This is a genomic window from Alteromonas sp. Cnat2-8, from assembly GCF_022348355.1.
GTDB classification, from domain to species: domain Bacteria; phylum Pseudomonadota; class Gammaproteobacteria; order Enterobacterales; family Alteromonadaceae; genus Alteromonas; species Alteromonas macleodii.
The window spans coordinates 338,117-351,067 of sequence record NZ_JAKREX010000001.1; the positions used below are offsets into that span (position 1 = coordinate 338,117).

General features: G+C 46.0%; 13 protein-coding genes. 2 read left to right on the forward strand and 11 right to left on the reverse strand.

Translation table 11 applies throughout. The features are described 5' to 3' along the window. Position 1 precedes the first annotated feature (1 nt). The 9 genes from ccmI to ccmA all read right to left on the reverse strand — a co-directional run bounded on the left by ccmI (position 2) and on the right by ccmA (position 7,446). Complete coding sequence (ccmI, locus tag MHN00_RS01435) at positions 2 to 1,333, reverse strand: c-type cytochrome biogenesis protein CcmI (RefSeq protein WP_239299967.1); 1,332 nt, start codon at positions 1,331 to 1,333, stop codon at positions 2 to 4. Next, positions 1,330 to 1,821 (reverse strand): cytochrome c-type biogenesis protein, encoded by a 492-nt coding sequence (locus MHN00_RS01440; protein ID WP_239300377.1) that lies wholly within the window; start codon positions 1,819 to 1,821, stop codon positions 1,330 to 1,332. The genes ccmI and MHN00_RS01440 overlap by 4 nt, the downstream gene beginning before the upstream one ends. A 2-nt stretch (positions 1,822 to 1,823) precedes the next feature. Next, a complete protein-coding gene (locus MHN00_RS01445) occupies positions 1,824 to 2,525 on the reverse strand; it encodes a redoxin family protein (protein ID WP_239299969.1) in 702 nt (233 codons plus the stop codon). Then, positions 2,525 to 4,582 carry a heme lyase CcmF/NrfE family subunit gene (locus MHN00_RS01450; protein WP_239299971.1) on the reverse strand — a complete coding sequence of 686 codons (2,058 nt, stop codon included), beginning with the start codon at positions 4,580 to 4,582 and terminating at the stop codon, positions 2,525 to 2,527. Before MHN00_RS01450 ends, MHN00_RS01445 begins: the two co-directional genes overlap by 1 nt. A 3-nt stretch (positions 4,583 to 4,585) precedes the next feature. Beyond that, positions 4,586 to 5,080: a cytochrome c maturation protein CcmE gene (gene ccmE / locus MHN00_RS01455; protein ID WP_061094378.1), complete on the reverse strand. Its 495-nt coding sequence runs from the start codon at positions 5,078 to 5,080 to the stop codon at positions 4,586 to 4,588. Positions 5,081 to 5,155: 75 nt separating this feature from the next. Then, entirely contained in the window at positions 5,156 to 5,365 is a 210-nt protein-coding gene (gene ccmD, locus MHN00_RS01460) for a heme exporter protein CcmD (RefSeq protein ID WP_014975830.1), read from the reverse strand. Between the two features lies 1 nt (position 5,366). Then, the gene (locus MHN00_RS01465; RefSeq protein WP_014948513.1) at positions 5,367 to 6,158 is read right to left on the reverse strand and encodes a heme ABC transporter permease; all 792 of its coding nucleotides are present in this window, start codon (positions 6,156 to 6,158) and stop codon (positions 5,367 to 5,369) included. Beyond that, complete coding sequence (gene ccmB, locus MHN00_RS01470) at positions 6,158 to 6,823, reverse strand: heme exporter protein CcmB (RefSeq protein WP_069943849.1); 666 nt, start codon at positions 6,821 to 6,823, stop codon at positions 6,158 to 6,160. Before ccmB ends, MHN00_RS01465 begins: the two co-directional genes overlap by 1 nt. Beyond that, a complete protein-coding gene (gene ccmA, locus MHN00_RS01475; protein WP_069943848.1) occupies positions 6,823 to 7,446 on the reverse strand; it encodes a cytochrome c biogenesis heme-transporting ATPase CcmA in 624 nt (207 codons plus the stop codon). The genes ccmB and ccmA overlap by 1 nt, the downstream gene beginning before the upstream one ends. Positions 7,447 to 7,726: 280 nt before the next feature. Between ccmA and MHN00_RS01480 the strand changes: the two genes are divergently transcribed. Both MHN00_RS01480 and MHN00_RS01485 read left to right on the forward strand, forming a co-directional pair. Beyond that, the gene (locus MHN00_RS01480; RefSeq protein WP_239299973.1) at positions 7,727 to 10,324 is read left to right on the forward strand and encodes a flagellar hook-length control protein FliK; all 2,598 of its coding nucleotides are present in this window, start codon (positions 7,727 to 7,729) and stop codon (positions 10,322 to 10,324) included. Between the two features lie 11 nt (positions 10,325 to 10,335). Next, positions 10,336 to 10,653, forward strand: a complete 318-nt coding sequence (locus MHN00_RS01485) for an EscU/YscU/HrcU family type III secretion system export apparatus switch protein (protein WP_014948509.1) — start codon at positions 10,336 to 10,338, stop codon at positions 10,651 to 10,653. A 136-nt stretch (positions 10,654 to 10,789) separates the two neighbouring features. On the opposite strand, the gene MHN00_RS01490 is transcribed toward MHN00_RS01485, so the two are convergent. Together MHN00_RS01490 and MHN00_RS01495 are read right to left on the reverse strand one after the other, a co-directional pair. Next, positions 10,790 to 11,986 carry an ABC transporter permease gene (locus MHN00_RS01490; protein ID WP_239299975.1) on the reverse strand — a complete coding sequence of 399 codons (1,197 nt, stop codon included), beginning with the start codon at positions 11,984 to 11,986 and terminating at the stop codon, positions 10,790 to 10,792. Then, on the reverse strand, positions 11,970 to 12,791 hold the full coding sequence (locus MHN00_RS01495) for an ATP-binding cassette domain-containing protein (protein WP_061484952.1): 822 nt from the start codon (positions 12,789 to 12,791) through the stop codon (positions 11,970 to 11,972). Before MHN00_RS01495 ends, MHN00_RS01490 begins: the two co-directional genes overlap by 17 nt. Positions 12,792 to 12,951: the final 160 nt, after the last annotated feature.

Here is a 12,951-nt window from a genome sequence, read left to right on the forward strand (position 1 = left end):
CTTATAATTCCTTATCAATAATAACGCTTAATGAAGATATTTCGTTGGCAGTAACGCTTGCACTCACACTACCTTGCCATTCGTCTTTTGAAACTGCCACATTACCATCTTTGGATAGTCTTGCGGTAACCATCACATCAGAAAGCGTGGCCAACGTGAATTGTGGCATCATTGCGTTCTCTGTGGTTAGAGTAACGGAAACGGGGAAGTCATCTATCGGCAGTTTAACCACAGCAGCAGGCATTTTGTTGTCAGAGTTCGCATCTTGAGCGAACACTATCAAGAAACCATCTTTAGGCGCTTTTATGTAAGCGTCGTCAGATAAATTCACCGTAATATTAAAGCCGGTTTGCGCTTCGCTGCTATCACTTTGAGCTTCGCTACTAGCATTTTTCGCTTCGCTACTGGCATTTTGCGCTGTTGGTGTATCAGTAATTTCAGCACCTGTATTTTGTAGCGCTGCCATTTCACTGGTATTCCCTTGTAGCTCTTTTATACGCGCCACTAAACGTTGCGCCATATCGCTATCAGCTGGCAACTTACCTTCAACTTGCTTATAAAAACGCTGGGTATTTTCAAGGTCGCCAAGTTGAGCAGAGACCACCGCCATCATCAGCGCAAGATTATCATTCTCTGGATTGTCGTTAAGCAAGCCCAATAAGATAGATTGTGCTCGTTCTAAGTTGTTTACATCCCCTGTGGTCATCAAGGCTTGCGCGAGCGTAATGCGATTAGCAGAGTTAGACGGCGCCAAACTTACCGCTTTATCAATAGCTTCAATGGCCTGCACTTCTTGACCAATACTCAGCATCAATCTGCCAAAATACATCCATCCCGTGTCATCTTCGGGCTCTTCTCTCAAACGCTGGCGTATAGCAAGAGCAAGGCTAGCAATGTCTTGTTGGGTCAGGTTGTTCGCATTACCGCTGGCAAGCTGTTGACTCAATTCTGGCAACGCTTCAATGGCTTGGCTTACCTGGGTAACACGACCCATTTGGTTTACCTGCGCATATACAATTACTCCGCAGGCTATCGCAAGCACGGCGCCAATCGCGAGCGGAAGTTTTGCATTACCCGTTTTATGAGATTGAAATGCGCTTTCATCTACCAGCGCTAGTTTTAGTTCATCAACGGCTTGGCGCTTATCGTGCTCGCTGATGAGACCTTCTTGCACTTCACGATCAAGTTCGGCAAGGCGCTGCTTAACAATTTGCGTATTGCTTAAACTGTCTTGTTTTGCGTGATTTTTATTACGCAGCCATGGGAAAGCGACAATTAGTAGAACAAGCGTAATTAAGCCTGAAACAATAATATAAAACTCAGACCAACTCATTCTTTCTCTCGCTCCAACATTTCATCTGCTTTAGCTAACTTAGCAGCCATATCTTCTGGTGGTGTTACCGATTTGCGGCGAACCACCACAATTAAGGCAATGAAAATAAACAAGACTGGACCGGCCCAAAGCCACAAGGTCGCAGCCGTAACTGGCGGTTGATAATGCACAAAATCGCCATAGCGTGACTTCATAAAATCAATCACTTCTTGCTCTGTTTTGCCTTGCTTTAGTAACGCGTACACTTTTCGGCGCATGTCATGGGCAATCATGGCGTCGCTATCAGCAATATTCTGGTTTTGACACATAGGGCAACGTAATTCGGCGGTAAGCTTTAAAAAGCTCTCACGCTGAGCAGGCGTATCGAAAGAGAACTTATCTTCTGCCGCAATTACCGAATAAGCGCTAAGCACAAACAGCAGTGCTAAAACGTTTAGGGCAATGGCTTTCAAACTCGCGAGACTGTGGGAGGAAGTTTTTGATAACATCATTATTCCCCTCCCTGTGCAATTGCGGTACTTTGATTATTCTTTTCATTAAGCGTGTTCGACAATGTAGGCTCTGAGGCCATCACTGCATCTACATCTACCTTTTTGTCATTACCTGTTTTGCCAGACGCTTCTGCCACCAGCTTGGTATATAACGGGCCAACTTTGGAGTTCCACACCCGCTCGTTAATATCGCCTATGTGGTGCATACGAATAATGCCTTCAGCGTCGATAACAAAGTGTTCTGGCGCTCCTGTGACTCCAAGGTCGAGCGACGTATCGCGATAGACATCAAAAATATTATACGCGTAAGGGTTACCGTAACGGCTGAGCATGTCGGTAACTTCTTGCTGAACACGGCTCAGTGTTTTTGTGCCAAAGTCTGGGTCTAAGTCCTGATCAAAATACAAACCCACAAAGTGAACGTTTTGTTCGTTCTTTAGCTGAGTTAGGTACGGCATCTCAACAGCGCAGGTCACGCACCATACACCCCATACATTTAATATGGTGACCTTGCCCTTTAAATCTTCAGGTGTATAGGTCACCTCTGGCTTCATCAGGTCTGGCAGTGAGAATGTAGGTAACGTCTTATCCTGAACCTGAGAATCTAACTCTCTGGGGTCAGAAAAAAGCCCTTTAAACAGAAAAATGACCAGCAAAGAAAACAACACTAACGGAATAGCAACGAGTGGTGCCTTTTTCATTATGCGCCTCCTTTCACTGAAGCATTTGATGGAGTGGATACTTGACCATGAGATTGCTCAGCGTCGCTTTCACCTTTCCCACCAAATACACGTTTTATCTTTTTTACTTTAGCCATACGGTAACGTTTGTCGCTAATAGAGAAGATACCGCCTATAGCCATAACCACTGCGCCCGCCCATAGCCAGATCACAAATGGCTTAATATAAATACGGATGGCCCATGCGCCATTGTCTAAAGGCTCGCCCATAGCGATAAATAAATCTCTTATAGGATTTGAGTGAATAGCGGCTTCAGTCATCGGCATACGCTGTACGATATACAAACGCTTTTCTGGCTCTAGATGCGCGATCAATTCACCGTCTTGATAAACGTCGAATACGCCTTTGTCCGCCTCAAAGTTCGGACCTTGAACTTTGACGACATCTCTAAAGCTAAAGTCATAACCGCCAAGAGAAACGGTATCGCCGATGTCCATGCGCACGTCCCGCTCCATTTCGTAGTTTGAAACAAGGGTAATACCGATAATGCAGATAGCAAAACCCACATGGCCCAGCACCATTCCCCAGTGACTTGGCGTAAGCTTGCGAAGTTTAACTAGCACCGATGCATTATCACTGTTACCTGATGGCATAGCCGATAAGCGCTGCATCACCTCTTGCACCGTAGTCACTAGGATCCAAAACACTAATACCATACCTAATACACCCATATAGGTTGGCTCGTCATAGGCAAAGTTAACTAGTACACCGGCACTTAGCGCAATACCGCCAGCGATTAATAGCTGTTTTTGTAATTCACTGGCTTTTTGCTGTTTCCAGCGCGTAAGCGGGCCAAGACCGAGCATTAGTACGAATGGCACAATCAATAACGTGAACATTTGATTGAAGAACGGAGCGCCTACCGAAATACTGCCTAGACCTAACTCTTTATGTACAAGAGGCAGTAGTGTACCCAACAATACAACCAGTGTTGCTGCGCACAAAAATACATTGTTACCCATTAACAACACTTCACGGGAAAACGCTTGATAGCGGCCAGGGCTTTTAAGTGAAGCAGCACGCATAGCGTAAAGCAGCAAGCCAAAGCCACTAAGTACAATCAATATTCCCAGTATAAATAAGCCTCGGGTAGGATCGCTTGCAAACGAGTGTACCGAAACAATCACTCCAGAACGTACTAAGAAGGTGCCAAGTAAACTCAAACTAAATGCGGCAATAGCCAGCAGTACGGTCCACGACTTAAACGCTTTTCGCTTTTCGGTTACGGCTAGCGAGTGCATTAGCGCAGTACCGACCAACCAAGGCATGAAAGAGGCGTTTTCTACTGGATCCCAGAACCACCAGCCACCCCAGCCAAGTTCGTAATACGCCCACCAGCTACCCAGCGCAATGCCCACGGTAAGAAACGCCCAGGCAGAAATGACCCAAGGCCTTGACCAGCGTGCCCAGGTTGAGTCTAGCTGGCCTGAAATTAATGCTGAAATTGCAAAAGCAAACGCGACAGAAAAGCCAACATAACCCATGTACAGCATAGGCGGGTGAATGATCATGCCAAAATCTTGCAGCAGCGGATTAAGATCTCGCCCATCGACCGGGAAAAATGGCAGCATGCTGTTAAACGGGTTTGAGGTAAGCAGCATGAATAAGTAAAAACCGATGCCCACCATTCCCAATACCGACAGCACCCGTGCGACCATAGCAAGAGGAATACCCTTGCTGAATATCGCCACTGCTACTGTCCATATGGAAAGCATCAGCACCCACAGCAGAAATGAGCCTTCGTGGCCGCCCCATACAGCAGTAATCTTATAGTAAATCGGAAGTCGACTATTTGAGTGCTGGGCAACATAGGCCACACTAAAGTCGTCGGTTACAAAGGCATAGGTTAAGCATACATAGGCAATAAGCGTGAAGGTAAATAAGCCTATCGCCAGCGGTTTGGCCGTTGCCATTAACGCTTCGTGCTGACGGTGAGCCCCCCAAAGCGGATAGACTGCCAATAATATAGAGAGCACTAGCGCAAGAGTGAGCGCAATATTTCCAATTTCTGGCACCATTATTTACTTGCCTCCGCTGCCGGTAGACGACTCGTATGAAGGCATGTTTTCAGGTTTAACGTGCTTAATGCCCTTCATTTTTTCAGCTAGCTCAGGCGGCATGTATTCTTCATCGTGCTTCGCCAGCACTTCCTGCGCTTTAATGTTGCTCGCGCCAGTGAGTACACCCGTTGCTACAATGCCTTGGCCTTCGCGGAATAAATCAGGAAGGATGCCGGTGTAAGTCACAGTCACCGTTGGGCCAGTATCGATAAGGTCAAAGCTCACCGCTAAGCTTTCTTGATCCCTTTTCACACTACCAGGTACCACCATACCGCCTATACGAAGACGCTGGCCAACCTGCGGTTTCTGTCCGTTTTTACCTTCAATGATCTCGCTCGGCGTATAGAAAAGGTCAATACTGTCGTTTAGGGCGTAAAGCATCAGTCCAATTGCACTTACTATTAAAAAACCGATAATTCCCACTACGGCTAGTCGCTGCTTTCGTCTCGGGTTCATGCAACTCTCACTTCGAAAAAACTAATAAACGATAAAAACGCAATTGAATGCTAAGTTCACTTTTCACATTAACACTTAGGTGTTGTCTTGCTGTTGCTGTCGCGCTTTTTTAATACGCGCTTTGCGTTCTTTTTCCACCACTACCTGCTTTAACAGGTCGCGATGTTTACTAAAACTCTGAATAGCGATAATGCCCATTGCTAAGAACGTAACGCCAAACGAAAGCCATACATAAAATGCATAGCCTCCCATATTTAAAAAATCGGCAAAGGATTCAAACTGCATCTTAACTGCCCTCTTTTAAACTAGCAGTAGCCGCATCACCAGGTTGTTGATTTAATGCTTTATTCATTGCTAGCGCTTGTACCCAAGGTCGGTGCATTTCTCTAAGCACAATCTCATTACGTAATCGTACAGTGGTAACAGCTCCAATAAAAAAAGCGAAGCCCAGCAGGTTAATTAACAACGGCCACAGCATTTCAGGGGCAATTGAAGGGTTGTCGAATTTACTGATAGTCGCCCCTTGATGCAACGTATTCCACCACTCTACCGAGTAGTGAATAATGGGGATATTTACTACGCCTACAAGCGCCATTACGCCTGCGGCTTTACCCGCCTGCTGTTTATCTTCAAAAGCACCGTAAAGCGCAATCACGCCCATGTACAAGAAAAGCAGAATAAGTTCTGATGTTAGGCGTGCGTCCCATACCCACCAAGCGCCCCACATTGGTTTACCCCAAGCGGCGCCGGTGAACAGAGCAATAAACGTCATTACTGCGCCGATAGGCGCCATAGCAATCATGCTCATATAAGCGGTGCGCCACTGCCAAACCATACCCACCAAGGCCGCAATCGCCATGGCCACATAGGTGCCCATAGACAAAATGGCGCTAGGTACGTGGATATAGATGATTCTAAATGAATCGCCCTGCTGATAATCTTGAGGCGCAAAGGCCAGCCCCCACACGGTGCCTACGCTTAAACACGCTAGAGCGCCAACCCAAAACCAAGGCTGTAAAGTTAAACAAAGCTGATAGGCTCGCTCTGTTTTTGCGTAGGGATGTAACCACTTCCACATTAGTTTTGACTCACTTTTAAAGAATATGCGATGGCAAACGGTGCCAATGCCGCAGCCAATAAAAGCATGGCGGCAATAATAGCAAGTTGCGCATGATAAGGTAATTGCAGTGCGGCAGAATCCACAGCCGACGTGGCAAATATCAGTAACGGAATAAAGACAGGGATTAGTAGCAGTGCCAACAGTACTCCACCTTTTTGCAATCCAACGGTAAGCCCTACTGCAATGGCACCAATTAAGGAAAGTAACGGCGTCCCCAATATCAAGGTTAAGACAAGAGCGATATACATATCGACCGTTAAATTCAAAAACATGGCTAGTAGCGGAGACAACAGCAATAATGGTACAAAGCTAACCAGCCAATGTGCAGCCACTTTTACCGCACTCACCGCTGGTAATGGCATACCAGATAACATGTACTGCTCTAGCGCCCCGTCTTGAAAGTCATCGCGAAAAAGCCTTTCCATCGCCATGAGCGATGACAAAATTGCCGCAATCCATATTACCCCTGGTCCAATGCGTTGAAGGGTGTCGGGAGACGGACTAACGCCTAAGGGAAATAAGGTCACCACCATCAGCAAAAACATCAGAGGTTGCACTAATTCTGCTTTTTGCTTGAACGCAACCTGCATGTCGCGCTTAAAAATTCCTTGGTACAATGACATTAAAAGCGGTACTCCAAATCGAATACACGGTGTTCCCCTGCAGTTTCTGATAGGTGTTGATGCGAAGTAGTAATGATGAGACCGCCGCGACCAACGTGCTCTTTCATACTTTTTTCAAGCATGTGAACCCCTTTCACATCAAGCGCTGTAAACGGTTCGTCCAGTATCCACACCTTTGCTGGCTTTAGCCACAGTCTCGATAGCGCGACGCGACGTTGTTGACCGGCCGATAAATACCTTACGGGCACATCTTCAAGTCCAACTAATCCCACTTTCTCTAATACATCAAAAAGCGTGTTAACAGGCACCGATACATTATGCTGAGCTAGCCAGAACGATAGATTGTCTAGGGCAGAGAGGCTGCCGTTAGTTCCGCTTTTATGGCCAAGATAAAAAAGGTCTTGGTAGTAACCTGTCTTGTCCTCTGAAATGTCCATGCCGTTGTACAATACTGCACCTGAATCAGGTGAACTCAGTCCTGTTAAAATGCGCAGCAAGCTGGTTTTCCCTGCACCGTTAGGGCCGCGTAAATACAGCAACTCACCGGGTTCGACAACCAGTGAAAGCCCTTCAAAAAGGGTTCTGTCTCGCTTGCTGCAGGTTAATTCGCGCGCCTCTAACACTACCTGGCTACTCCAACCTTAAAAAGAGGTTCTAAAAAATGGCGCTAGTCTACCACATGAACGCTTTTTCGCAGTCGCGAATTCCAATTAAATATGATTTACTTCAATGACAAAGGTATTTTTCCTGAGAGCCATCCGTCGTGAGTAAGTGTTATCCCTCCGCCTAAAGGATGAATTCTTTTGCTTCATCTTATCAACTGGTCAATAACGAAACTGCCAATCAGAGCTTTGCTATACTCAAATAAGTAAGGAAAAGCGCGACATTGCCGATATCTCAATTATGACAACACCTCTATCATTTCTATTGGCAGCCGCTCTAAATCAAACAACTGGCCCGACGTCGCCTGTCTCGGCCGCTTTATCGTCTACAGATGCCACTACTCAAGGATCGAGTCGAGGAGCAACGCCTGTGATTGCCAACGCTGCGCTTTCGCAGGCTACCGTTTTAGACAATGCGGCGAAAGTGATAGTTGAGCGCTTGCCTGAACGAGTGCTATCGATAACGATGACATCGAGTAATGCATCGTCAAATTTAGCGCCGTCGGTCGCCCAAGTATTGCACGTTGTATTACCCGCAGAAGTTAGCGCTAAATTCTCCAAACACGCTATTCATAATGCGCAAATTGCTCTTCTGCCTCAAACTTCAGACCAGGTCTCAAACCCAGAAACGAAAAGTGTTCAAAATGCTCCGCAGAGTCAGTTAAGCGCTCAGTCTGCAATACTCCTTTCTACAAGTTTGTCTCAACAAGGCGCGTCATTGTCTGCGCCTGATAAAGCTGAATTACTGAAAGCCGTGGCACAAGCGCTTGCTGCAAATAACGCCGCCGTTACGCTTAAGGGTCAGCTGTCTATTTCTACAAAGAGCGAAAACTTTGGGCAACTCATTCTCACCACGGCTAAAAACGAGGGTGTTCCCCTTACAGACATAAACACTGAAAAGCTGGATAGCACGGCGAAAGCAGCGCTTCAAAAGCTGGTCGGCCAGCAGGTTGTTATAGGACTAAGCCGAGCTAGCAACGGTGGAATCGCGCTGCAAATCTCTCAAGGTTTTTCCAATGGAAGCGCTGCCCCAAGAGCCAACCACAATAATTTCGCCGCTATAACCCATAAAAATGTAAGTACCAACTTACAGCAACAGCTAATTTCCAGCGCTCTTAAGCAAGGCGGCGTTGCTGTTGAGCATAACTTGAGTAACCCGCCACAACTTAACGCGCTGATACAAAGTTCAGGTGCAGACACCAGCGCGTTAAAAGTGCTCTCAGCGTTAACCTTAACGGGTAGCAAACTCTCAATTCGCACTGCGCAACAAAGCGCGTTATTACAAATAAGTTTGCCGCAGAGCAAGGCCCCTTCCCTTTCGGCTCCAACTTTGAATCTGGAGCAGGTAAATAAACTTGACCTTACACAATTACCAAAAGTGACGGCGAAAGGGCTCGATGCCGTCACGGGAAATAGCTCGCTCGAAGCCTCTTCATCCATTACAAACCTAAAAGCAGCGGCTTCCACATCGCTTAAAGGAACGGATGTACACAACGCAATTAGTACACTTTCTCGGGTATTATTGAGCCAAACAGGCAGTACCAGCCAAGCATTAAGCCAACTCGTTGCTATTGTTGAGAATGGAAAGTCACCGCCAGGCAGCGGCGCTCCTCAAGCACATGGAGCCCAGCATTTCGATAAAATTTTGCAGCACCTAAAAGGCCTTGATGCACTCAACGCGAAGCCTTCGCAAGTCAAAATATCTAATGGAGAGTTTATCGGACCGCCTAAGCCTTCCAGCGAACAACTGCTAGCAACAGCAAAAGCTATATTGACGGAAGGGAAAGAAACCGCTTCAGCAGAGAATAATGGCATGCAAGGAAAAGACGGTGGGAGTAAATCATCTCTTGTATCACTTGCCTCTATCGCACAAGCGTTAAGCTCACAGGCAAAAGGCTTATCAAATAGCTTACTGAGCAACATCGCTGCTCAACTTGCGGCTACACAAGGTAAAGGCGCAGAGATACCACCAGTGGTTTCAGATAGTCACGTCACTATAGCGGGTTCAAAATCAAACGAGAGCGTAGCTGGCGAGAACGTAGGCGCTGTCGGCGATGTAAAAAACGGCGCGAAAAAACTAACGCCCGATATGAACGAGCAAGGATTGTCGCAACGCTTGCAGCAGCTTATATCCTCACAGGCGCTGGTTACCACACCAATAAACTTATCCTCACCCGTAAACGCTTCCAGCTTCGTTCAAGGGCTGATCGCCTTAGTTCAATTAGCACTAGCGGGGCGTGCCATGCAGCGTCAGCCTGGCTTAAAAACGCAAATAGATGCGCCTGACTCTATCGTTTCAAAAACGTTAGCGAATATGGGGGTAACGACTCAACCAAGTCGCGTTAGCCAAGACATGAACCAGTTAGACGGCAGACAACAGCTGCTTTCTCAACTTAAAACGCTGCTAAGTAGCCACCAGCAAAACAAAATTGCTAATGTAGATAGCCGTATTCAAGGGCAAGATAGTTTCTATTATATATTGCCATCACTTTCACAACATCAAAGTCCACCAGAACTCTTGATAAAACGAGAGCTGGGTGGCCAAGACAATAAGCACGCACAAGCAGGCCAACGTTCTCTTTGGAATATCACGATGAAGCTGGACATTGGTGACAGCGGACAAGTTTTGGCAAAATCAAAAATTGATAAAAACACCATTACGTTAGACTTATATGCATCCAACGATGAAGTACTTAGGCGCATTGGCGATACCCTACCCTATTTGCAAAAACGTCTTACTTCGCTCGGCCTGGTTGTTGAAAACACCAGCTACCAGCGAGGCCACATTCCGGACACATTAAATTCGCGTCCTCATCAAATCTTTGAAACTAGGGTTTAGGTAAAGCGTTTATGACTGATTCGCAAAAGACAAAACGCGCCATCGGACTAAAATATGACGGCGGCGATAAGAAAAACGCACCTAAAGTGGTAGCAAAAGGCTACGGAGATTTGGCGGAAGCCATTATAGCCATGGCTGAAGAAACCGGGATATTAATTCATGAAGACCCTTACTTAAGCGAAGTCCTTGCTACCCTTGATGTGGGGCAAGATATCCCTGAATCGCTGTATTATGTAATTGCCGAGTTGCTGGCCTATTCTTATGTCCTTCAAGGAAAAATCCCTCCTGGTTGGGAGGGAATTATCAAGCGTATCGACTTTGAAGTGTAGTAAACACAAAACTAAAGTGTATTGAACCTTCACTTCGAGTATCAATTTTGTCCACCACATAAAAAAGCCTTGCTTCAATAAAGAATAAGCCCGCGTTTAGCGGGCTTGTTACAAGAATGCTAGATAAGTAGTTTTGTTATCTAAACAGAACCTTTTCTTTATTAAACCAATGGATACAGAAGAAAATTAATCCGGTTGCAATCACTGCGGTAGACGTAAATATGCCAAAGAGCGCAAAGTAGTCCATGGTACCTTTGAACAGCTCTTTCATCGCTAGGGCAACGTTTGTCAGCGGTACCCAAACCCAGCCGCCTTTAAGCTCTACACCCGGCATCATGGCTATAATTACAGGGAAAATAACCACCATAATTAACGACCCCATGTAGCTTTGCGCCTCTTTAAACGAGCGAGCATAAATTGAAAGTGATAGTAGGATAGCGGCGAACACTGCTACTACCGGCACTAACATCAGGAAGATCAGCAGGAAGTCCACAAGACCAATCATCGACATGATCTTAACCACAAACTCAACGGCCATGCCTTGCGATAACACCAGTCCCCATATTGCCATGGAAGAAACGGTAATAAGCGCAGTAATTATACCCGCAGTAGCGATAGTAAAGAACTTACCCAGTACCAGCTTATGACGGTCCATGGGCGATATAAGTAGCGTTTCTAATGTACCACGCTCTTTCTCACCGGCACCTAAGTCAGCCGCTGGGGCCATAGCGCCTTGAAGGCATAAGATGAAGATGAAATATGGCAGCATACCGCCTAAGCGTTCACCCCACACTTCGCGATCGTCGGCGACATTTTGCTTTTCTATCTTGATTGGCTTTAGCAAGGCCTCTTGCTGAGTTTCATCTAGATTAAGCTGCGCAAAAGCGGTTTGTTGGAATGAATCGGTATATTCATCAATGATATCGGATACGCGCCCCATCACCTTATTTAGACCAGCATCGTTGAGATAAAGCTCAATGTTATGCTGACCTGAACGCAAAACGTCGCTATCAAAGGTTTCAGGAATAACCAAAACAAAATCCACCGTTTCGTTTTTGATGAGTTTGGCGTAGTCAGTATCATCGCCAATCAGAACCGGTTCGAATTTATCTGATGCGTCGTTAAAAGACTGTACAATTGCTGGCGCGTAAGCTTCACCCACTATCGCGTATTTCAGTACTTTATTTTCCGCTTTATCCGCCGCTGAACTCATGAAAAAGAACGCGACACCGAAAATAGCTGGGAATAATAAAAGCGGTAAACCAATCATGAATATGATGGTTTTCTTGTCCCGTAATAGTTCTCTGAATTCCTTTTTAAAGATTAACCACATTACCCATCTCCTCAGAATCCATTGATAGTGTTTTTAGGAAGCTCTTATGCATTTGCCCGCCAGCCCCGGCATTACCAGACAAAGCGCTAAAGGCAGCTAGCGAATCGTTAAATACCGTTTCACCTTGGTTAATCACGGTCACCTTGTCGCAAAGGGTTTGCACCTCATCAAGGTGGTGAGTAGAGAAAATAACCGGGGTACCTTTATCTTTAAGGCGTTGAATGAATTCCATCACAGTACTGGTTGCCATAATATCAAGGCCGGTTGTGGGTTCATCAAGTACCACTAGCTCAGGCTCGTGTATAACAGCACGGGCAATAGAAACTTTTTGCTTCATCCCTGATGAGAAATTCTCGGCTCGTCTATCAAGGAAGGTTTGCATATCGAGTAAATCAGCTAACTCTTCAATACGCGCGTTAATCACATTTTTTGGAATACCGTGCAACTCACCGAAGTAGCTAATATTCTCTCGGCCACTCAAACGACCATAAAGGCCCGTTGAGCTAGATAAAAAGCCAATTTTTTTACGGGCAATATTAGGGTTAGAAAGCACATCCTCACCACCAATGATAACTTTTCCGCTATCAGGCTTTAGTGCTGTTGAAAGCATGCGAAGTGTGGTTGTTTTGCCAGCTCCATTTGGCCCTAACAGCCCAAGTACCTGTCCTTTTTCGCAAGTAAACGACACATCCCTTACCGACTGGAAATAGCGCCCTTTTAATCGCGGGTCCTTTTTTTCCTGTTCGCTAAGCTTTTTCGGGTTCTCCACCTCAAAACGCTTAGCAAGGCCTGATATTTCAATCATTTCCCTTCCCTCTTCTCACGTGTGAACAGTAGCACCGTTCATTATTGTTGTAGGCTTGCTTTGCTGTAGCCGCAAATTATGCCGTTCTATTTGTTTAAAATTGTTTTAGCGTACTAACCAGCTTTGGCAGTAATGGCCATTGCATCCTAGTAGTCTGTAC

Bases quoted from the DNA above. Each gene is read 5' to 3' on its own strand.
- ccmI (WP_239299967.1), bottom strand. From the start codon at position 1,333: ATGAGTTGGTCTGAGTTTTATATTATTGTTTCAGGCTTAATTACGCTT.
- MHN00_RS01440 (WP_239300377.1), bottom strand. From the start codon at position 1,821: ATGTTATCAAAAACTTCCTCCCACAGTCTCGCGAGTTTGAAAGCCATT.
- MHN00_RS01445 (WP_239299969.1), bottom strand. From the start codon at position 2,525: ATGAAAAAGGCACCACTCGTTGCTATTCCGTTAGTGTTGTTTTCTTTG.
- MHN00_RS01450 (WP_239299971.1), bottom strand. From the start codon at position 4,582: ATGGTGCCAGAAATTGGAAATATTGCGCTCACTCTTGCGCTAGTGCTC.
- ccmE (WP_061094378.1), bottom strand. From the start codon at position 5,080: ATGAACCCGAGACGAAAGCAGCGACTAGCCGTAGTGGGAATTATCGGT.
- ccmD (WP_014975830.1), bottom strand. From the start codon at position 5,365: ATGCAGTTTGAATCCTTTGCCGATTTTTTAAATATGGGAGGCTATGCA.
- MHN00_RS01465 (WP_014948513.1), bottom strand. From the start codon at position 6,158: ATGTGGAAGTGGTTACATCCCTACGCAAAAACAGAGCGAGCCTATCAG.
- ccmB (WP_069943849.1), bottom strand. From the start codon at position 6,823: ATGTCATTGTACCAAGGAATTTTTAAGCGCGACATGCAGGTTGCGTTC.
- MHN00_RS01480 (WP_239299973.1), top strand. From the start codon at position 7,727: ATGACAACACCTCTATCATTTCTATTGGCAGCCGCTCTAAATCAAACA.
- MHN00_RS01485 (WP_014948509.1), top strand. From the start codon at position 10,336: ATGACTGATTCGCAAAAGACAAAACGCGCCATCGGACTAAAATATGAC.
- MHN00_RS01490 (WP_239299975.1), bottom strand. From the start codon at position 11,986: ATGTGGTTAATCTTTAAAAAGGAATTCAGAGAACTATTACGGGACAAG.
- MHN00_RS01495 (WP_061484952.1), bottom strand. From the start codon at position 12,791: ATGATTGAAATATCAGGCCTTGCTAAGCGTTTTGAGGTGGAGAACCCG.